Origin of the sequence: Botrimarina mediterranea (assembly GCF_007753265.1) — a bacterium.
In the GTDB taxonomy this organism is placed as follows: domain Bacteria; phylum Planctomycetota; class Planctomycetia; order Pirellulales; family Lacipirellulaceae; genus Botrimarina; species Botrimarina mediterranea.
Window position 1 is genome coordinate 4113465 of record NZ_CP036349.1, and the last position, 20240, is coordinate 4133704.

At 64.0% G+C, this 20240-nt stretch carries 20 protein-coding genes; 9 read left to right on the top strand and 11 right to left on the bottom strand.

Annotation, left to right across the window (positions count from 1 at the left end):
• Window positions 1-60 precede the first annotated feature (60 nt).
• Window positions 61-315 carry a hypothetical protein gene (locus Spa11_RS15840; protein WP_145113992.1) on the bottom strand — a complete coding sequence of 85 codons (255 nt, stop codon included), beginning with the start codon at window positions 313-315 and terminating at the stop codon, window positions 61-63.
• Here Spa11_RS15840 and Spa11_RS15845 point away from each other — a divergent pair.
• Window positions 305-1159 carry an acyl-CoA desaturase gene (locus Spa11_RS15845; RefSeq protein WP_145113994.1) on the top strand — a complete coding sequence of 285 codons (855 nt, stop codon included), beginning with the start codon at window positions 305-307 and terminating at the stop codon, window positions 1157-1159. The two genes, Spa11_RS15840 and Spa11_RS15845, sit on opposite strands and share 11 nt — an antisense overlap.
• 768 nt (window positions 1160-1927) lie before the next feature.
• Here Spa11_RS15845 and Spa11_RS15850 read toward each other — a convergent pair.
• From Spa11_RS15850 to Spa11_RS15860, 3 genes are all read right to left on the bottom strand, one after another.
• Window positions 1928-2587, bottom strand: a complete 660-nt coding sequence (locus Spa11_RS15850) for a DKNYY domain-containing protein (protein ID WP_145113996.1) — start codon at window positions 2585-2587, stop codon at window positions 1928-1930.
• Between the two features lie 86 nt (window positions 2588-2673).
• Window positions 2674-3879: a RimK family alpha-L-glutamate ligase gene (locus Spa11_RS15855; protein ID WP_145113998.1), complete on the bottom strand. Its 1206-nt coding sequence runs from the start codon at window positions 3877-3879 to the stop codon at window positions 2674-2676.
• Between the two features lie 59 nt (window positions 3880-3938).
• Window positions 3939-4385, bottom strand: coding sequence for an ATP-dependent zinc protease family protein (locus Spa11_RS15860; protein WP_145114000.1), 447 nt, complete (start codon window positions 4383-4385; stop codon window positions 3939-3941).
• A gap of 173 nt (window positions 4386-4558) precedes the next feature.
• Between Spa11_RS15860 and Spa11_RS15865 the strand changes: the two genes are divergently transcribed.
• The 3 genes from Spa11_RS15865 to Spa11_RS15875 all read left to right on the top strand — a co-directional run bounded on the left by Spa11_RS15865 (window position 4559) and on the right by Spa11_RS15875 (window position 7495).
• Window positions 4559-5422 (top strand): SDR family oxidoreductase, encoded by an 864-nt coding sequence (locus tag Spa11_RS15865; RefSeq protein WP_145114002.1) that lies wholly within the window; start codon window positions 4559-4561, stop codon window positions 5420-5422.
• A 163-nt stretch (window positions 5423-5585) separates the two neighbouring features.
• Window positions 5586-6368 carry an MBL fold metallo-hydrolase gene (locus Spa11_RS15870; RefSeq protein WP_145114004.1) on the top strand — a complete coding sequence of 261 codons (783 nt, stop codon included), beginning with the start codon at window positions 5586-5588 and terminating at the stop codon, window positions 6366-6368.
• A gap of 101 nt (window positions 6369-6469) precedes the next feature.
• Window positions 6470-7495: a TlpA family protein disulfide reductase gene (locus Spa11_RS15875; RefSeq protein ID WP_145114007.1), complete on the top strand. Its 1026-nt coding sequence runs from the start codon at window positions 6470-6472 to the stop codon at window positions 7493-7495.
• Window positions 7496-7816: 321 nt separating this feature from the next.
• On the opposite strand, the gene Spa11_RS15880 is transcribed toward Spa11_RS15875, so the two are convergent.
• Window positions 7817-8140, bottom strand: a complete 324-nt coding sequence (locus Spa11_RS15880; RefSeq protein ID WP_145114009.1) for a calmodulin-binding protein — start codon at window positions 8138-8140, stop codon at window positions 7817-7819.
• 369 nt (window positions 8141-8509) lie between these two features.
• Between Spa11_RS15880 and Spa11_RS15885 the strand changes: the two genes are divergently transcribed.
• Window positions 8510-9577 carry an Mrp/NBP35 family ATP-binding protein gene (locus Spa11_RS15885; protein WP_145114011.1) on the top strand — a complete coding sequence of 356 codons (1068 nt, stop codon included), beginning with the start codon at window positions 8510-8512 and terminating at the stop codon, window positions 9575-9577.
• Between the two features lie 247 nt (window positions 9578-9824).
• On the opposite strand, the gene Spa11_RS15890 is transcribed toward Spa11_RS15885, so the two are convergent.
• From Spa11_RS15890 to cyaB, 5 genes are all read right to left on the bottom strand, one after another.
• Window positions 9825-10079, bottom strand: a complete 255-nt coding sequence (locus tag Spa11_RS15890) for a hypothetical protein (RefSeq protein ID WP_145114012.1) — start codon at window positions 10077-10079, stop codon at window positions 9825-9827.
• Window positions 10080-10454: 375 nt separating this feature from the next.
• Window positions 10455-11135 (bottom strand): site-2 protease family protein, encoded by a 681-nt coding sequence (locus Spa11_RS15895; RefSeq protein WP_145114014.1) that lies wholly within the window; start codon window positions 11133-11135, stop codon window positions 10455-10457.
• Between the two features lie 29 nt (window positions 11136-11164).
• Window positions 11165-12391, bottom strand: coding sequence for a lipid-A-disaccharide synthase (lpxB, locus tag Spa11_RS15900; RefSeq protein ID WP_197529438.1), 1227 nt, complete (start codon window positions 12389-12391; stop codon window positions 11165-11167).
• A gap of 704 nt (window positions 12392-13095) precedes the next feature.
• Entirely contained in the window at window positions 13096-14436 is a 1341-nt protein-coding gene (locus Spa11_RS15905; RefSeq protein WP_145114018.1) for an MFS transporter, read from the bottom strand.
• A 143-nt stretch (window positions 14437-14579) separates the two neighbouring features.
• The gene (cyaB, locus tag Spa11_RS15910; RefSeq protein WP_197529439.1) at window positions 14580-15125 is read right to left on the bottom strand and encodes a class IV adenylate cyclase; all 546 of its coding nucleotides are present in this window, start codon (window positions 15123-15125) and stop codon (window positions 14580-14582) included.
• 331 nt (window positions 15126-15456) lie between these two features.
• Here cyaB and Spa11_RS15915 point away from each other — a divergent pair, with 331 nt between their 5' ends.
• Both Spa11_RS15915 and Spa11_RS15920 read left to right on the top strand, forming a co-directional pair.
• Window positions 15457-16020 carry a hypothetical protein gene (locus Spa11_RS15915; RefSeq protein ID WP_145114022.1) on the top strand — a complete coding sequence of 188 codons (564 nt, stop codon included), beginning with the start codon at window positions 15457-15459 and terminating at the stop codon, window positions 16018-16020.
• Window positions 16021-16154: 134 nt separating this feature from the next.
• Entirely contained in the window at window positions 16155-16574 is a 420-nt protein-coding gene (locus tag Spa11_RS15920; RefSeq protein ID WP_145114024.1) for a hypothetical protein, read from the top strand.
• Window positions 16575-16603: 29 nt separating this feature from the next.
• On the opposite strand, the gene Spa11_RS15925 is transcribed toward Spa11_RS15920, so the two are convergent.
• Window positions 16604-18043 (bottom strand): UTP--glucose-1-phosphate uridylyltransferase, encoded by a 1440-nt coding sequence (locus Spa11_RS15925; RefSeq protein WP_145114026.1) that lies wholly within the window; start codon window positions 18041-18043, stop codon window positions 16604-16606.
• Window positions 18044-18385: 342 nt separating this feature from the next.
• Between Spa11_RS15925 and metK the strand changes: the two genes are divergently transcribed.
• A complete protein-coding gene (metK, locus tag Spa11_RS15930) occupies window positions 18386-19612 on the top strand; it encodes a methionine adenosyltransferase (protein WP_197529440.1) in 1227 nt (408 codons plus the stop codon).
• A gap of 119 nt (window positions 19613-19731) precedes the next feature.
• Complete coding sequence (gene ispF / locus Spa11_RS15935; protein WP_145114028.1) at window positions 19732-20229, top strand: 2-C-methyl-D-erythritol 2,4-cyclodiphosphate synthase; 498 nt, start codon at window positions 19732-19734, stop codon at window positions 20227-20229.
• Window positions 20230-20240 lie beyond the last annotated feature (11 nt).

Sequence of the window (20240 nt, forward strand, 5' to 3'; positions counted from 1 at the left end):
GCGCCTTCGGCACAGTAAGTGCCCCTTCCCCTTTCGGCTTTGCCGCATATCTGACAGGCTCTACAGCCTGCCATCCGGGCAGGTCACTGCCGATTGATGCATCGAGTTGGGGCGAGTCCTGCCAATCGACGCTGAGGATTGGTTGAACGACGACCGCCTATTCACTTGCCCGTGAGACCCGATCATCAATAGCGAACCCTCCGCGCTCGAAGCCGTCACCCCCAGGTCGGCCGCAGCGTCCGTCACGACTCCGACGACCGAACCGCCCCGGACGCCGGCTTCGTTGGGGAAACGCGTCGCGACGATGATCGCCATCGTTGTTCCTCTGGCGGCCGTGCTGGTGACGCCGCTCTATGTGTGGGAGTGGGGCTTTCGGTGGAGCGATTTGGCGGTGCTCGTGGGGATGTACGTGCTGACGGCGCTGGGGGTCACCATTGGCTTCCATCGGCTGTTCGTCCATCGCTCGTTCGAGACGTACCTGTGGGTCAAAGTCGTTTTTGCCGTCATGGGCTCGATGGCGCTGCAAGGCCCTCTGCTGAGATGGGTCGGCATGCACCGGTGGCATCATCAGCATAGCGACACGCCCGACGACCCGCACTCGCCGCAGCACGGCGGCGCCGGCTTCGTCGGCCTTATGAAAGGGCTTTGGCACGCGCAGATCGGCTGGTTCTTCGAAGCCGATCCGCCGAACCTGGCGCGCTACTCGCAAGACCTCCGCAAGAGCCGCACGTTCCGGGTGATCAGCGCGTTGTTCCCGCTATGGGTGGCGCTGGGTCTGTTGTTGCCGGCGGTCGTTGGCGGGTTGCTTTCGCAGAGTTGGATGGGCGCGCTGAGTGGCCTGATCTGGGGCGGGCTCGTGCGGATCTTCTTGGTCCACCACGTCACGTGGAGCGTCAACTCGGCGTGTCACCTGTGGGGGAGTCAGCCGTTCAAGAGCGACGACGAGAGCCGCAACAACGCGCTGTTCGGCGTCCTCGCCATGGGCGAGGGCTGGCACAACACGCACCACGCTTTTCCAACGTCGGCACGGCACGGGCTCCGCTGGTGGGAGATCGATCTGAGTTACTGGGTGATCGACGCGATGGCTCGGCTCTCACTGGCGTGGGACGTGAAACTGCCGACGCCGGACGCGCAGGCGAAGGTTCGAAAGATGGCTTGAGCGGCGGCCGTCAGTGACCCCGTCCAGGCCGCCTGCGCCGGTCCAAGTAGCGGACCCAAGGGTGGCTAAAAGCAAGCGAAAAGCCGCGAGAAAGCCCGAAGAAGTCGCCCCCGCGCCAGAGGCTCTCAGAGGCCCATTTACGCGATTCCTGGCCGACCCCCGAGATGGGCAGCCGGACACCGCGCGCGGGGCTGTACGTGGACGCTAGGGCCCCTCACGGGCCCGTTACGGCCCGCGCCTCGGAGGGGTGACGGAGGCGTCCGAGGGGCGCCCATTTTATGGCGGGTACCCGCCACCGGCGCGGGACCCGGCGGCTCGGCAGCGGCGATCGGTCGGAGCCGCGGGCTTGGGTGGCCGCGACTGTCGTAAGCGACCCGTTCACCATGCGAGAAGGCATACCACGAACGATTGTCGGTTCCACCCGCGCGTAATTCAAAGAAGCCCCGGAGGGGCGACAGCGCGTAGCCAGGGGCGCAAGCCCCTGGACTCAAACGCGATGCTGGGAAAAGCCCCGGAGGGGCGACAGCAACTTAGCAAGCCAAACTGCTGTCGCCCCTCCGGGGCTCGTTCTTCACAACGCTTGGTTCCAGGGGCTCGCGCCCCTGGCTACGCGCTGCCGCCCCTCCGGGGCTGTCGCCAACCGTTCGGGTGGCTGGGGTCGCAGCGTAGCGGAGCCCCCAGCGAATCACGGTAAGACGCTGAATCCCTACGTGGCTGGGGGCTTCGGCTGACGCCTACGACCCCAGCCGCACGCCGCACCCAACCAACTCACTTTTTTGCCCCATTCCGTTTCGGACCTTCGTACATCCAAACGCCATCTGTGGCGACGCCAGATTCTGAAGCGGCAATGATTCTGGTGTCATGAAAGTTATCCGGGTCTGCCTCTACTACATGCTGCGAGTACTCCTTTCCGATCCGCTGAACTAAATCGTCCGTCGAATAGTAGAAGGACGCGTAGCCCGCATCGCCCTTTTTCAATACTTGAAAATCCTCCACGCTTTCAACAGGAATCCTCAGGCTTCCGCAGTAGATATGCTCGTCGTCTCTGGCGTAGGGAAACGTCAGAAGGCGAAATGAGCCGAGATCAGCCCCAGAGATAATTCTCTGCAAGAAATAGGCGTGGTGCTTATCGATGGCGAATCCGTCCCTGCCTCGAAGCTCAAATGTAGAAGCGTCAGCTTCAACAAAGGGGCGCCCATTCACATAGACGTTCTTGCTGTCTTTCGCGTAGCTGGGATCGGACAGCACTTCAAACGTCCCTACATCTGCGTTTATGGAATGGACCTGCCTACCAACTGCCGCATTGATGACAACATAATTCCATTTGCCATTGATCTTTTGGTAGCCGCTATCGCAACCGGTCACCAGCAACAGCGCGAACAGGGGCAACAGATTGCTCGCCGAAGACCAACTCGTAGCAAACATCATGTGTTTCGCCTCCAACGCTCTGCCCTACTGGGGAGTTGGGTAACAGTAGCTGCATACTGGCTAGCCCACGGTCCGCACAGCGGACCCTACACCGCCGCCGGCGCCTCGATCGCCTCTTCCGGCAGTTCCTTCACCTTCGGGCGGCGCTTCTTTCGGACCTTCTCGGGCACCAGGTCGCGCATCGCGTCGAGCTTGCCGAAGCAGAGGAGGCGGTCGCCGGCTTCTAACGCGCGTTTGAGTCGGGGGTTGGGGATCACGCTCGTGTCGCGGTAGAGCGTGAGGACGTTGATGTCGCGGTCGGGGAGGCCCGACTCGTCGATCGTCTTGCCGACGTAGTCCGAACCCTCGGGGATGCGGATCTCCGTGACGCCGTAACCCCGGCTGACCGTCAGCCGCTGGCGGATATCGACCTCGGGGAAATCGACCTGAGCGGCGAGGTAGTCGATCACCGCGCCGGCGATGTCGAGCTGCGTGCAGCGTTCGATCCCCTCGAGGCCCGGCGACGAGTTGACCTCCATCACCTGCGGGCCTTCGTTCGCTTCGAGCATGTCGACGCCCGCGATCCGCAGGCCCATGATCTGCGCGGCGCGGACGGCGAGGTGCTTGGCGTCCTCCGAGAGTTCAACCGGTTCGGTCGTGCCGCCACGGTGGATGTTGCTGCGGAACTCGCTGCCGACGGCGACGCGGCGCATCGCGGCCACGACTTGATCGCCGACAACGAACGCCCGCACGTCGCGGCCGCGGCTCTCGGCGACGAACTTCTGCACCAGCACGTTCTGGTTGGTGCTCTGCAGGGTCTCGATGATCGCCTCGGCGATCTTGGTCGATTCGGCGAGGATCACGCCGACGCCCTGCGTCCCTTCGATGAGCTTGATGACGACCGGCGAGCCGCCGACGCGCTCGATCGCCGGCAGGATGTCCTTGCGTTCGCGGACGAACGTTGTCGGCGGCATGCCGATGTGGTGCTTGCTGAGGATCTGCAGACAGCGGAGCTTGTCGCGCGAGTTGGCGATGCCCGCCGACGAGTTGCCGACGAAGACGTCCATCTGCTCGAACTGCCGCACGACGGCCGTGCCGAAGTACGTGATCGACGCGCCGATGCGCGGCAGCACGGCGTCGTACTGGCTGAGGACTTTGGATCGGAAGAACAGCTCGGGCTCGCCCTGGGTTAGGTCGATCGAGAACTTGAGCGTATCGAGCACGCGCACCGTATGCCCACGGCCCTCGGCGGCTTCGCAGAGCCGCCGCGTGCTGTAGCAGTTGCGGTTGCGGGAGAGGATCGCGAGCTTCATGGCGGTTCCGGGGCGCGGCGGCAACGTCAGTGAGACAATTCTACGGCCGTAATCGAAGCTTACGACTTGAACTTTCGCTTGGGCTTGCCGCACACATAACGGCGGCTGGGATCGACGACGAACCGCCCGGCCATCGCCCGGCGGCCTAGCAGCATCGGGAACCGCATGGTGGTGCGGTCGGTGAGCGTCAGCTCGATCGTCCAACGGACGCGTTGGATGACGTAGGTGGTTTCGATGACGACGCGCAGCTCTTCATGCCCCGACGAACTCTTCACGTGGCGTTCGTCCTTGACGGGGCATTCGCAAGCATAGACCCCTTTGCGGGTGCGGACGAGAAACTTGGCGACGTGGCGGCCGCCCTGATCGACGATCTCGAGGTCCTCGGCGTGGAGCGACGAGGTCCGCGCGCCGGTATCGATCTTTGCTTGCAGCAAGGGGATGCCGAGGCTGGGTAGAGCGCACCACTCGATCCAGCCAAGCTCGGCCAAGAGGGGGGCGTCACTCATCGGAGGGGCGTCTCACCTTGGGGCGATCAAGTGCGACAGCCCTTCCTTAAGGGGGAACTCTGGCTGTCGCGGGCTTCGATGAGTGTATCGGACGCCGCCGCGGGGGGATACGCTAGCAATCAACCTCCCTTTCACAATGGCTAAGGCCCTCACGACGGTTAAAGGCGGCACAGGTGGCGACACGACTCGTTTTCGGTTGCGGATACCTCGGTCGCCGCGTCGCCCTGCGGTGGCGAGCGGCGGGCGACCGTGTCATCGCCGTCACCCGCAGCGAGCCGACCGCCCGACAGTTCGTTGAGCAGGGACTCGAGCCGTTGGTCGCCGACGTGACGAAGCCCGAGACCCTGCGGGGTCTGCCGCAGGCCGAGACGCTGCTCTACGCCGTCGGCTACGACCGCAGCGGTGGGCCGTCGATCGAAGAGGTCTACGCCGCCGGATTGGCGAACGTCCTCGCCGCCGCGGCCCGATCGACCGAGCGCATCGTCTATATCAGTACGACGGGCGTCTACGGCGACGCCGACGGCGAATGGATTGACGAGACGACCCACCCCGCCCCGAGCCGCGACGGCGGGCGGGCGTCGCTCGCCGCCGAGGAGATTCTACGGACAAGCCCGTTCGCCACCCGTGGCGTGTCGCTGCGGCTGGCGGGGATCTACGGCCCCGACCGGTTGCCGTACTTGGCTCAGTTGAAGGCCGGCGAACCGATCGCCGCCCCGAGCACTGGCTGGCTGAATCTGATCCACGTTGACGACGCCGCGACCACGGTGCTCGCCGCCGCCGACCAGGCCGCCCCGCCACCGATCGTCTGCGTCAGCGACGGGCAGCCGCCGCTGCGGAGTGACTACTACGCCGAAGTCGCCCGGCTGATCGGCGCCGCGCCGCCGACCTTCACCGACCCACCAGCCGATTCACCTCGCGCCGCCCGGGCGGCGGCGTCGAAGCGGGTTCGTAGCGACCTGTTGGCGGGTGGATTGGGCGTTTCGCTGCGGTATCCGAGCTACCGCGAAGGACTGGCGGCGATTCTGGGGCCGGCATGACGTTAGCCACGGTCAATTAACCCCCGGTCAATGACCGGGGGTTAAATGGGATGGAACCGCAACGACGCTGGTCGTTCCGCGCCGTCGTTGGTTGCGAGGCCCCCGCTTGGGCCCGTATCATCGGGGGCCACGCCCCCCTCCCTTATCGCCTGATTGCCGCCGAATGCTGCCGCGTACGCCGATATTTCCGCACGTCATCGAGCTCAACCACCAGGCCCGCCGCCGGGTGACTTGCAGCGTTTACCTGATTTATGACGACGACGCCTGGACCCTGATCGACATCGGCTACGAGGACGCCGTCGATGAGGTGCTGGAGCTGATCCGGCAGCTCGACTTCCCGTTCAGCAAGTGCGTCGCCCTGATCGCGTCGCACGCCGATGTGGACCACATCCAAGGCTTGGCGAAGGCGAAGCAGGTCCTCCGCACCGAGGTCGCCTGCCACCCCGTGGCGGCGAAGAAGCTCGAAGAGGGGGACCGCATCGCGACCTTCGCCCAGATCAGCGCGCAGGGGATCGACCTGGCGATGCCGCCGGTGAAGACCGAGCGGCCCGTTACCGATGGCGACATCATCTGCGTCGGCAACCTCGAGCTCGAAGTCTGGCACACGCCCGGCCACACCGACGGGCAGCTCGCCTTCCGCCTCGGCAACCTACTGTTCTCCGGCGACAACCTGTTCCGCGACGGCTCGGTCGGCGTCATCGACGCCCACCACGGCAGCAGCATCCCTGACTTCATCCGCTCGTTGGAGCGCATCCGCGACAGCGACGTCGAGTGGCTGCTGCCGAGCCACGGACCGGTCTTCCGTAAAGACAACGCCCACATCCAAGCGACCATCGCTCGGCTAGAGGGCTACCAGAAGCTCGCCGACTTCGGCACCTGCGCCACGAGTTGGCCGCTGATGGAAGAGTGGGAAGACGAACTCGTCGAGGGGCGCTTGCCGCAGTAGACGCGCCGCTGCGAGTACAATTGAAGAGGGTTGCGGCGCCCGCGTCTGGAACGCGCGGGGACGCCGCCTGCCGCACGTCCATCCAATCAGGAGCAAGGGGCATGTCTCGTCGATACCCGGTCGCCTTGGCGACACTGGCCGCAGCGCTGGCTTGCGTCGCGAACGTCAGCGCGCAGTCGTACGAAGCCGGCGAGCAAGAGCCCGCCTTGCGGCTACCCACCGACCCGCGTTTGTGGCACAACTCGCCGCCGCTCACGCTCGAGTCGCTCAAGGGGAAGGGCGTGGTCTTTTATCTCTTTGAGGAGGAGAGCCCACGGATCGCCGCCAATTGGCCGAACCTGCAAGGGCTGTCGAAGCAGTACGAAGGCAAGCCCGTGCTGTTCGTCGCCGTCAGCTCGGGGACCGACCCACGGGTGTTGAAGCGATACCTCGGGCAGTACCGCGTCGGCTGGCCGGTGATCCACGACTACGACCGTTCGCTCGAGCGGGCAATGGCGGTCCCCCAACTCAACCCGGGCGGCGATGAGTTTGCGTTCCGCTACGTCGCGGGCGATGGATCGATGGGTCAAGGAAAAGGCGCCGACGTGGCCGGCACAGCTGAGGCCGCGTTGAAGGGCGCGGCGTGGCGCGTCGATCCCGCCGAGGTCCCGGAAAAGCTCAAGGGCGCTTGGCGAGCTGTCGAACTCGGCAGCTTCACAGCGGCGGCCCGGCCGCTCACTCAAGCCGCCGAGTCCAAAGACGACGAACTGAAAGCAGGGGCTGAGAAGCTGCTCGCCGCGGTCGAGGAAGAGCTGACCAGCGCCGCCAAGGAAGCCCAGGAGTCGCTCAATGAGGGAGACGACTGGCACGCCTACAAGCTACTGGAGTCGATCCCGCAACGCTTCGATGGCTATGAGTTCGACCTCATCGAGCGGGCCGAGGACAAGACCAAGGAACTCGCCAAGTCCGACACCGTGAAAGGCCAGATCGCCGCGGCAAAGATGCTCGGCAAGGCGATGGCGACCGCGTCTCGCGGCCCCAGCGGCGTCAACCGCGCGAAGGGCTTGCTCAACCGGCTTGTCGAAGAGCACCCCGACACCGAAGCCGCCGTCAAGGCGCAAGAGCTGCTCGCGTCGATCGGCAGCTAAGCGAGTAGCCACCAACAAGAAAGGGCGAGCCCCCAACATCAGTCGGGGGAGGGACGCGGTTCCCTCTCCCGACTAACGTCGGGGGCTCGCCTCTTTTTGGTTGGGTCGCGCCTCGCACTTCGTCTTATCTGTAGGAGGCGTCTCCAGACGCCGATTACGTGCACCATGCCGTATCGCATCGCAGCGCGAAATCGGCGTCTGGAGACGCCTCCCACAAGGCGCGTTCTCAGAACACGTCCAGGATAAAGTGGGGCCCTGAATGGCTGCGTTTCGGCGCGGCGCGGCTTGGCTACGCCAAGACCTTGCTCGCAACGCAGGGCATCAGAACACGTCCAGGATAAAGTGGTGTCCTGAATGGAACTTGCGCGGGCTTGGGTAGTAGTTGTGCCAGCGCTTGTTGTAGACCGGGATCCGCATCTCGGGCGGATAGCGGTGGTACAGGCTGTCGGCCGAGCGGTAGTAGTCGCTGCCCCAGTAGTTCTGGGGATAGTAGACGTACGGGTAGTGGTAGAAGCGGTTCCAATCCGTTTCGGTGTAGGTCCCGCTGAACGCCCGGCCGTAGGCGTTCTGGGCTTCGGCGCGGTCGGCGAAGACCGTCGTCAAGGCGGCCGTCGCCACGGCCGCGCACAAGAGTTTGCGGATCATCGGTTTCCCCCCCGGAAGCGACGAGGCGAGTCGTCGCGCGAACGCGGCGCGCCTCTCGGCCGCCGCGCGAATCGATACGCCGGGCGCCGCGCACGGCTCCCTGGCTAGGGAAAAGATCGGCCCGCGGCACATCCGGCATTGAGGGAAAAACCCTCGCCATCGGGACAATCGCGCCGGGGGCCCCGGGTACGCGGGGAGCGGCGAACGCCTACACTGTGGGGAGTTCGTGCTGGGGAATGACCAATGTCCAAGCCCCAATGACCAATGAGGGAGCTGCCGCTCCGCTGGCATTGGTCATTGGGATTTGGTCATTGGTCATTCACCACCACTGGATTGCCCACCACCACCCTTTCGCCCTGCCGTTACCCGATGCCCTCCGCTGACGCTATCAAGTCCGTCGTTGATTCGTTCCCCGATCCCGAAACGAATCGCCCCCTGGGCGTGATGGGGCAGACCGGCGCCGTCGAGATCGATGGCGATCGGGTGCGTGTCGAGATCGGGCTAACAACGTGGGCGGCGCCGCTGCGCGACGAAACCGTCGAGGCGCTGCGCGAGAAACTCGTCGCGTCGGGGGTCGATCCCAATCAGTGCACCATCGACACAACCACGCACCAGCGCCCCGCCGACAAACTGGGTCAGATAGGCGTCACAGCGAAGAGCGTCATCGCCGTCGGCAGTGGCAAGGGTGGCGTCGGCAAGAGCACGATGGCCGCGGCGATCGCCTTCGGCCTCCACAACGCCGGCTGCAAGGTCGGCTTGATGGACGCGGACGTCTACGGGCCCAGCGTGCCGCACCTCTTGGGCGTTAACGAACGACCCACCGCGGTCAATCAACGTTTGCAACCGATCGAACGCTCCGGCCTCCGTGTCATGAGCATGGGCTTCATGGTCCCCGCCGAGGAAGCCGTCGTCTGGCGTGGCCCGATGCTGCACGGGGCGGTCACCCAGATGCTCCGCGACACCGATTGGGGCGACCTCGACTACCTGATCATCGACATGCCGCCGGGCACGGGCGACATCGCCCTGACGTTGTCGCAACTCATCCCGCTCACCGGCGCCGTGGTGGTCTGCACGCCGCAAGACGTGGCGCTGCTCGACGCGGTGAAGGCGATCAACATGTTCCGCAAGGTGAAGATCCCGCTGCTGGGCGTCGTCGAGAACATGAGCTCGTTCATCTGTCCGGGCTGTAGCGAGCGGCACGACATCTTCGGCACCGGCGGCGCGAAGCGGAAAGCCGAAGCGATGGACGTCCCGTTCCTCGGCGACGCTCCGATCAACGTCGACCTCCGCAAGCGCGGCGACGACGGCCAGATGGCGGGCCTCTACGACGACCCGGCGATCGCGGCCCCGCTGATGGAGATCACCCGCGGCATGGTCCGGCAGATCGTCGCCCAGCGCGGCGGCCAACCGGCGATGCCTTCGCTGCCGGTGCTTTGAGGCTGAGCGGTTCGTCGTACCTAAGAAGTCAAACCACAATGGGCACAAAGAGCACGAAGGATGTTCTTGCAGGACATCAGTCCCAATGACAGTTCTTCGTGTCCTTTGTGTCCTTTGTGGTTCCCATTTCGTGGCCTGGGGAAACGGCCTCTCCCGGCAAAGTGCCGGTGAAACAACGGAAAAAGCCGCGTGCTCTGCGAGAGAGCACGCGGCTTTCGATGTTTCCGAAGGCTGACGGCGACGCCGATCAGGACTTCTTCGTGGTCTTCTTCTTGGTCTTTTTCTTGGCGACCTTCTTCTTGGTCCCCTTCTTCTTCTTGGCGACCTTCTTCTTGGCCGCCTTCTTCTTCTTGGCGACCTTCTTCTTGGTCCCCTTCTTCTTCTTCGCTACCTTCTTCTTGGTCCCCTTCTTCTTCTTGGCGACCTTCTTCTTGGCGCCCTTCTTCTTCGCGACCTTCTTCTTGGCCGTCTTCTTCTTGGCGACCTTCTTCTTCTTAGCCACGTTCTTCCTCCTCAAAACGAGTCGCGGTGATCGAGCGGCTGCTTTGCGTTAGTTTGGGCAACCCTCATCACCCGCTTTTGAAAACGAGCCGCTCTTCCGCAGCGACTCTCAAGTAACCGACGCAGTGACCAAGGCGCCCGCTGCTTCGCGACGACGACGTGAGTCACAGGGACTTGTATCGTGCGTCGTGGTAGTCGAGCGCGTTGGCGTTGACCTTATCGGCTACACCTGCGTTGCTACTGTAAGCATTACTTCAATCCCTGCAACAGGTTTTTCGAGAATCGTAGCGCGGATTCTGCGTCGCGCGCGTCATGATGATCGCGCGCGATGATCGACGCACCGCGCGCTGCGCGGTTGCGCGACGTCCCGCGCGCGTCACCAACCGCCGCGCGAAGCGCGGTACTGCTGCATCGTCTCGTAGCTCTGATAGGCGAGCAGGCCGAACAGCGCTGTATTCCAAATCGATTGGGTCTCAACCCAACACCACAGCGCTAAACCCGCAGCAACTACCGCAGAAATCGCGAGCGAGACGACGATGCCCGTCGATGGCTTCATTAGCAAAGTCAATACTTCGCGCGCGACGCGCCCGCCATCCAAGGGCCAGATCGGGAACAGATTGAGCACGCCCCAAACGATGTTGATGAAGAGCATGTCGCCCACGAACACGCGCGCTAGTCGGGCCTCGGGCTCGCCCGCAAGCTCGACATAACCCCACACAAGCGCCGCCAAAAAAAATCCGGCAAAAGGTCCCGCCAACGCGATCAAAATGTTCCGCCACCAGCTCTCGCGCACCCCGTAAGCGGACGCGTAACCGCCGAAGGCGTAGAGAACGATCTCTGGTTGGCCGCCGAACGCACGCTGCAAGACCGCGTGGCCGAGTTCGTGAACGAGGATCGAAACGACCACCGCGACGACCCAGACGATCGCGAACTCAGGCGGCCGACCGCCTCCTAAGAACAACGCGACGATCCAGAACACCGGCGCAATCCGCACCGGAACGCCTAGCAGCGAGAAACGCACGTCGTAGGGACCGGGGGCGGCGCTGGTGAACAGCATTAATCGCTAAATCGTTGGCGGAAAGGCGTTTAGGCGGCTTTGGCGACACCGCTCGCACCGCCAAGCTCCCGCAAGACATACTCCGCCGCGCGCTCCGAAGCGCCGGCGACCGCCACCTGCTGCTTGAGCGTCGTCATCCGCTCTACGAGCTGCGCGCGGGCCGCTTCGCTGTTCAACCATTGTACAGCGTGATAGGCGAGGTCGTCCGACTTGTCTTCATAAGTCAGGTACTCGGGCATCAAGACGTGCGCGTCCTTCGAGTCGCGACGGTCGTAGACGCCGACCTTGTCCGGAAACAACTCGGGCGCCGTAAGCAGATTGACCAGCGTGATGTACGGCACGCGGCGGAAGACGCTTTGCAGCCAGTACGCGAAACGCGAGACGTGGTAGAGAATCACCGTTGGCTTGGCGTGGTGCAGCAGTTCGAGCGACACCGACCCCGACACGGCTACGCAGCACGTGGCCGCTTCGATCAGCTCGGGCGTCTTGCCGACATAGATCGTCGGGCCTTCGCCGCGGACCATGCCGGCGTCGCGGATCGCCTCCTCGGCCATCGCGACATGCTTCTCTTTGAACGCCGCCACGGCAAAGCGGGCCTCGGGCACGCGGCGACGGACCTTCTTCATAGCTTCGAGCTGCGAACGGAAGTTGTTCCGTACTTCCTGAGTGCGCGAACCCGGCAGCAGCGTCACCAGCGGCTGCTTGGGGTCGCAGTGCTCGGCGATGAACGCCTTGTCGAGTACCCGGCTGTGCAGCTCGTCGAAGTACGGATGGCCGACGTAGGTCGCGTTGACGCCGCGTTCGCGCAACCATGCTTCCTCGAACGGCAACTTGCAGAGGGCATGGTCCACGTACGCCCGCAGCTTCTTCACGCGCCACGCGGCCCAGCCCCACACCTGCGGTGTACCGTAGTAGAAGACAGGGATGCCGTGCTTCTTGGCGACCTTGGCGATGTGCCAGTTGAAGCCGGGGAAGTCGATGAGCACGACCGCGTCGGGCCGGTGCTCGGCGAAGTACTTCTCGGCGAGCGCCTTGAGACGGAAGAACTGCGGCAGCTTCCAGAAGACCTCGATGAAGCCCATCACGGCGAGCTGCGTGAGGTCGAAGAGGAGGTCCGCCCCTTCGGCCGCCATACGTGGACCGCCGAAGCCGACCGCGCGCACGTCAGCGCCGCGCCGCTGGAAACTGCGGATCAGGTTCGCGCCGTGGAGGTCGCCGCTGGGTTCGCCAACGGAGAAGAAGATCGTTTTCGCCATCGCCGCATCGCTTGAGGGTTTGCACAAAGAGCGCAAGCGCGGCGGGAGTATTCCAAATCGGGCCAGGCGACGCAGCGCCAGTTCCTGGGGCACTTTAGGCCGTAACAAGCACCAACGAAGTTGCGGCGGCGTCAGGGTATTTGGTGCTAGGCCGGTTCTGCCGTAACTGCGCTTGTTACGGCCTACAGGTACGAAAAGTCGCCGGGCTCCCCGTTCTGCAAGAACGCGGAGCCCGGCGAGGAGGCATGGTTGTTGGAAGGATTTGGTTGGAAGTATTGGATGGAAGGTTTGGAATGGAAGCCGGCGATTGATCAGGCGCCGGGCCAGTTCGTGGTTGGACTCATTGGCATAGAGATAAGAACGACTCCTTTCGTTCGGATGGACCCGGCGCCGCGTCGCCGGCGAAGTAGGGGAAACGTTGGCGACGACTCGCGTCACCGACGGAACCATAAAGCAACCCCGGCGCCAAAACGGGCCGGGTCGCCAGAACCGCGGAAAGAACGCGGCGCCGCTTCGATCAGGCCGTGTCCTCTGCGACATCCTTACAAAGACCGTTGTAAGCCTGACAGTCGCCAACCTCTTCGGCAGAAAAATTAAAGTCACCACGACGGACACGAAGAACAGGACGGGCAACTCGGAAAAGCTACACCGTTTCGGTAAGCAGCCAATTCGACTCGTCGTGCTCTTCTTGCCCGTCGTGGTGACTATTCTTTGGTCCGGGTCTCAGCGAGCCAGAGCGACTGCACGCCGCCTGCCAGCAGGATCGTCGCCATCAGCACGAACACCGGCGCTGCGCCGAGCCACGCCACCAGCACGCCAACGATTGGCGACATCACGATCACCGGCAGCGCCAGGCAGAGGCCGATCGAGCTGCTGTAGAGCGTGTGGTGCTCGCGGCCGACGAGCTCAAGCGTGTAGTTGAGCAGCATCTTGTTGGTGACCGGCGTGCAGCCCAGCGGCAGGAAGACGAGCCAGAAGGCTTGGCCGTCGCCAAGCCCGGCGCCCTTCGCCAGGAAGATCGCGGTGAACGGCGCGAGCGCTGCGCCGAACATCGTCATCTGCACCGCTCTTCGCGCGCCGAACCAGTCGGCGATCGGTCCGGCGAGGAAGCTGATCACCGCGACGGCCGTGTGCTGCGTGATCGTCCAAGTGACGAGCGACTGGATGTTGAACGCCTCGCCCGCCGACTCACGCGCCATCGCTTGGTAGTGCGGGAAGAGCGTGAACGCCGCGCTGTAGAGCACCGCCGAGATCGCCACGGGGCGGAGCTTGGGGTCTTCAAATGCTAGTCGTGCCGCGCGCACGAGCCGTCGCCACCCGGGCTCGCGGACTTCGGTGTAGCTATCGCTGGTTTCCCGGATCGCGAGCATCGCTAAGCCCGACAAGAAGAACAACACCGCCGGCGCAGCGAAGATCAGCGCAAATCCGTCGGGCCGCGCCAGCCAGCCCGGCATCAAGAGCCACACCGCCAGGATCGACAGCGGCGAACCGATCACAACGCCCGCCGTGAAAAGCCGACCGCGGAGGTTCGCGCGAACGAGCTTACCTTGGATGACTTGTAGCGAGAGTTGGTTGAGCCCGGTGACGACGAAGAACCAGGCGTACATCGCCAGGAAGAACCACTTCGTCCACGGCGCCACCGAGCCGTCGGCCTCGCGCCACACTTCCGACCACCACACAGCGGCGATGATCGCGAACGGCACGCCCGACCCGGTGGTCGTCGCGTAGAGGCTCCAGCGCTTCTGCTTCATGAGCTTCAGCCGCCGCGCGTAGAGCGCCGGCGGGACGCTGGCGCCGAGGCGGTTGAGCACCATCAGCAAGCTGCGGATGATCGGCCCGCCCCCGATCGCGTCGAGGAAGTAGGGCATCACGATGCTCTCGGTCTTAAAGACCCAGCCGATGCGGAAGAGCACCTGGTGCATCACCAGCAGCGCGAAGTTGCGTTGGTCCGCGCCCGGAACGCCGCCATGGTCGGGGTCCACCACCTGCGCATCCGTCACCAGATCGGGAGCGGAGGCAGAAATCGGCGGGGCGACGCGCGACATGGGGCAGGAGAGGTGGGCAGAGCAAGGCGGGAGCCCTCACTCTAAGCGCCGCCATCGCCAAGGACCACCAGCCGTAGTCGGCAGCCCACGGTTGATCGCGCTGCAAGGCCGTGGGCTGCCGCCCTCGGCTGAGGCCCATCTAACTAGGAACGCTTTGTTATCAGCATTTCGAGGTAGCTGCGCGGCTCCGCGTCCGTTAACCCAAGTTCAGCCGCGAGCGCCAGTACCGCGTGCTCGGCAGCGTCGCGCGAAGCTTCGTCGGCGAGCGTCTCGACTTCGGCAAACGCGCCGAGGCCTTCGACCTCATCGATCGTGAACTCGAACGCCCTGCCGTCTCGTTCGAGACCAAACAGCTCTCGCCGCTTCCGCACCGTCGCGACCGCACGGAAGCCGAGCCGCGTCAGGATCTCGGTCCAGCCGTCCGTTGTCTGCACCGCAAGTGGCAGCTCGAGCTCGAAACGCGTCTTGGCGGCGCTTCCTTGCTTCGGCCCTTTGTAGGTCACAAACGACTCGTCACCGACAGTCCTGAGCCGCAGCGCCTCGTCGGTCACAGCGAAGTCGCGCGCCGGGTGATTGAGGTAAGCGTCGCTCTGCGCGACCACGCCCATCGCAACGGCCCCAACGCTCACCAACCGCTCGCGCAGCGAGCGGGCGTCATCGAGCGGGAACTTGAGTTCGACTTCGAGCATGAGGAGTTGGCGGTGGGCAGTCCGTAGGAAAAGGTGTGAGCCGCGTCGTCCCCGACCGCGGCGGCCCTGAGAGTGAACCACGAAGAGACGAAGGACACAAAGGAGGGGCCAACGACCCTGCAATGGCGGGGCGTCCTTTGGCGCGAGGGCGAGGTGTTCACCGTCCGGCATGCCGATTGATTACTTTATGCTCGGAAATGGCCGCGCGATTTCGTATAATCATGTTCACAAGCGACAAAGCGGATGGCAGTTGCCGGAAAGCTTGCCGGCGTTTGTTTCAGCCGCCAGCCGTGGGCCCCCCTTCACCAAGCGGATGCTGCGAGGACAACGTATGCGATTCGGCAACCGCGACCTGATCGGCCTACTGGCTCTGATCGTGATTTGCCTGACGGCCTATGCGCTCGCCCCCGTACGCGAGGCGCCTGGCGTACACTCGGCCAATCTGATGCTGCCAATCTTTGCCGTCGGTGTCGTCCTCACGATCGTCAGTCGATACCGAGCCGGGCCGCGCCTCGCTTCCTGGCGATGGCGGCCGTTGACATGGGTCCTGTTGACGCTGGCGCCGGCATTCCTGCTGTCGATGGCGATCTTGTTCAGGCTGGCCGAGCAAACCGTGCCGGCGCCGCTGGCAGTGCTCTTCGCTGTCAGCCCCGTGATCGTATGGATCGGTTCCGTCGTGACAGTCGGGTCGAACGGAGTCGCTGCTGGCGCGGGCTTCCTAGCGTGGGATCGATATGAGTTCCGACTCCGAGAAGGCGATCGTCAACTCCGTTGGCAGCGCCGACGGAAAGGGAATGGGTTTACAACCGATTGGAGCCTTGGCGTCCCGCGCGACCTTATCGACGAAGTCCAATCGATCATCGCCGCCAAGCAAGTAGAGGGAAACCACGGATGAACGCGGATCAATCATCCGCGTTCATCCGTGTCCATCTGTGGCTCCCAAATCAGTTCGCGAAGGCTCGAAGAACACATAGGAGGGGCGAGCAGATACACTGCATCGACAGGATTTCTCAACTTGCGGAATGCGCTATGCGAATCAATCTTGCCGACGTACTGGCTATCCTCACAATCCTTGCTATTTGCTTCGGGACGGCGATGGTGATCAGCCAGCTTCAACCAGAACGATCGATCAGTGTCTTGGGAATTATTGGCGGCGCTTTGATAATGCTGATGTCTGCCTTACGTGCGGAAGGTAGTGCAAGCAATATGGCTCGATTCTTCCGCTGTCCCATCCAGCTCCAAACATCGTGGCCGGTTTGTACCTACGTGGTCACTGGACTCGCTGCTATTTCTGTAGCTGGACTCGCTATTCGAGCCGGTCTCGTCTTTGAAGTTTGGTTGGGCATGGCATGCGGCTACGCGATTGGCGCCACGCTTGCTCGCCACCGCGATGGAGCATCGATCACACAATCAGTAGAGCCACCGATGAACGCAGATGCACACGGATAGCCCTTCCGTGTCCATTTGTGGCTGACTTCTTAGTCCCGCAGATAGGTGTCCTTCTCAAGCGCCGGCGGCTGCTCCGCCACGCGCTCGGCGACGCCTTCGGCGTCGAGCGCCCAGAGGGGGCTGATCTCGACGGTCACGTCTTGAGGGACGTGGGCGCCCGCGGCTTCGAGCCAGCCGCGGTGCTGGCCGGTCAGAAACCGCTGCACGTACTCGGGCGTGTCCTTCGCGGCCCCGGGGGCGTTCTTCAAAGGGGCGAAGATCTCTTCCTCGGCGTACTCAACGACGATCGGACGCTCGGCCTGCGGCAAGAGGTCGAAGATAAACCGCTCGAACTTGAGAGCGTTGTTCTCGGCGGGTTCGACTTGCTCCCCCTGCTCGTTGATGTGGGGAACCTTCTTCTTCGCGATGTGGAACGGGAGCGCGTCCCTCATCGAGAGCATCCGCTCCAGGAACGCCACGCCGAAGACGTGGACCGCGATGCTGCCCGCCCAGAAGCGTAGACCACCGCGGCCGTCGTCTTGGTCGGCCACGTCGTCCGGGAAGTCGCTGTACTCGATGACGCAGAGCTTGCCGTCAACCATGACGAAGTTGCCGAGCTTGTCTTGTGGCTCTTGCTTGGCGACGGCGACGCTCGTCAGTTCGCTCTTGGTGGCGAGGTGGTAGCCGATCAGCTCCGCATCGCCTATCGGGATGATGGGGTTATCGACTTGCAGGTAGAAGAGGTTCTCGACGCCGCGACGCCGCATGTGGTCGATGGCGCCTTCGCCCTTGGCGTTCTTGAACGATGCGAGCGCAGCGATCGTGCCGCCGTGGCCATCGGGGCTGAGGAAAAGTTGGCCTTTCTCGGCGAGCAGCAGCTTGCCGGTCGCCATGTCCACGGCGGGCATCGTCCCCTGGCAGAAGATGAAGAGGTCGTCCTCGGCGAGGCCGAAGCGGTTGTTGGCGTTGAGGAACTCGATCGTGTCGTCGTGCGTGACGGGGCTCGTCATTAGATAGACAGGCACTCCGACGCCATGCCGCTTTGCGAGGGCAACGGCTTTCTCCAAATGGATCTGGAAGAGCGTCGCGTCGGAGACGGGGCCGATCGGGAACATCCCCTTGGGCTTCTCGAACCCAAGGCGGCTCCCCTGCCCGCCGGCGACGAGCAGCACGCCCACCTTGCCGGCGTCGAGCGCGGCCTTGCCGAGCTTCTTCGCCTCGGCGGGCGTCACGCCGAGGCCACCGCCCTGCCCCGAACGGCGATCGGCGAGCCGCATCGCGACCGGCGGTTCGGCTCGGCGGGCCAGCTCGTGCCAGTCGGGTTGGTCCATGTCCCCTTTGTAGAGGGCGGACAGTTCGTCGAGGTCGATCGCGTTGAGCTGTGCGGCGAGTGCCTGCTGGTCAGCGGCGGTGAGCGAGTCCCAAAACATCACCGAGTGGTGCTGGCCGTGAGCGGTGAGGCGATCGACGAGGTGGCTGGGGGCAGGCATTGAAGTGACCAGGGTCGTTGCTATTGAGCGGCGGATTCAACCGAACGGATAACGGTGGGAGGCGTCTCCAGACGCCGACGACGAGCACCACGCCGGTTCGGGATGGATACCGCAATCGGCGTCTGGAGACGCCTCCCACAGTTTTGTGATTCCACAGGCGTCGTTGGATATCGTCGGCCGCCGATTGTGACACAGGATGGTCCGCTTTGCAGCCGGATTCCCGCTCCCCCGGGGCGTTCACAGCCGATGGATAAGCGGTTATTCTACTGGGCTACCGCTGTCAATCCTCGGGGCCCCGCGACGGCCCCTTCCGCGTAGCGTTCCGTAAAAGGAGTTCACCCCGTGGCGTCTGGCAACTACCTCTTCACTAGCGAGTCCGTCAGCATGGGCCACCCCGACAAGGTGGCCGACCAGATCTCCGACGCGATCGTCGACGATATTCTGGCGAACGACCCGGACCCGGCCAACTGCCGCGTCGCGGTGGAGACGCTCGTCACGACCGGCCAGGTGGTCGTCGCCGGCGAGGTCCGCACCACGCATTACGTCGATGTCCAAGAGGTCGTCCGCAACACGATCAAGAAGATCGGCTACACGCACTCGGACATCGGCTTCAGCTACGACTCGTGCGGCATCCTCAACGCGATTCACGGCCAGTCGCCCGACATCGCCCAGGGCGTCGACAAGGCGTCGGACGTTGACGGCGAGCAAGGCGCCGGCGACCAGGGCCTGATGTTCGGCTACGCCTGCAACGAGACCGACGTCTTGATGCCGCTACCGATCCACCTGTCGCACCGCATCGTCGAGAAGCTCGCCGAGCTGCGTGCGTCGGGCGAGATCGCTTGGCTGCGTCCGGACAGCAAGAGCCAGGTCACCGTCGAGTACGGCCCGGACAACAAGCCGATCCGCATCCACACCGTCGTTGTCAGCACGCAGCACGACGAGTCGATCCTCGCCCCGTGCGGCACGAAGATCACCGAAGAGGCCAAGCAAGAGGTCATCAAGAAGGCGATCGAGCCGATGCTGCCGGCCGAGTACGTCAGCGGCCCGATCAAGTACCACATCAACCCGACCGGCAAGTTCGTGGTTGGCGGCCCGCACGGCGACACCGGTCTGACCGGACGCAAGATCATCGTCGACACCTACGGCGGCCGTGGCCGTCACGGCGGCGGCGCCTTCAGCGGCAAGGACCCCTCGAAGGTGGACCGATCGGCCGCGTACATGGCCCGCTACGTGGCGAAGAACCTCGTCGCCGCCGGCCTCGCCGATGAGATCGAGGTACAGCTCGCCTACGCTATCGGCGTCGCCGAGCCGGTGAGCGTCAACGTCGACACGTTCGGCACGGGCAAGATCGACGACGAGTCCCTGATCCAGCTGATCCGCGACAACTTTAAGCTGACCCCGCGCGGCCTCATCAAGGAGCTCGGCCTGACCAAGCCCGTGATGGGCGTCACCGCCGCCCACGGCCACTTCGGCCGCGAGCCCGGCCCGAACGGCGAGTTCAGCTGGGAGAAGACCGACAAGGCCGCGACCCTGGCGAAGGCGGCGGAGTCGATGGCGGTCGCCTCTTAGTTCCTTTTTTGGAACCACAGAGACACTGAGAACACGGAGGAAGCACAGAGGTTAGTAGCCTTTGTGTTTCCTCTGTGCGTTTACTCAGTGCTCTCAGTGGCTCCGTGGTGAACTTCTTTATGAACCAACGAATTGGACTGGGCGAAGACCGGCACCGCCTCGATCAGCCCGGCACGGGGCCGCTGCGGATTGGCGGCGTCAATGTGCCGCATGAGCGTGGGCTCGTGGGGCACTCCGACGCGGACGTGCTGTTGCACGCCATCACCGACGCCCTCCTGGGCGCGATTGGCGAGCCCGACATCGGGCAACTCTTCCCCGACCACGACGACGCCAATCGCGGCCGCGAATCGCGGGACTTCCTGCACTTTGCGATGGAGCGGGTCCGGGCGGCCGGCTACGAGCTGGTGAACCTCGACTGCGTAATCCTCGCTGAGAAGCCGAAGCTAGCGCCCTACAAGGACGCCATGCGGCACGCGATCGCGGCGATTCTCGAAGTCCCCGTCGCGGAGGTTTCACTCAAGGCGAAGACCGGCGAGGGCGTCGGGGCCGTGGGGCGTGAGGAGGCGATCGACGCGCGGTGCGTGGTGCTGGTATGCCGTGAGCAATCGGCCGATTGATGTCTCCTCCC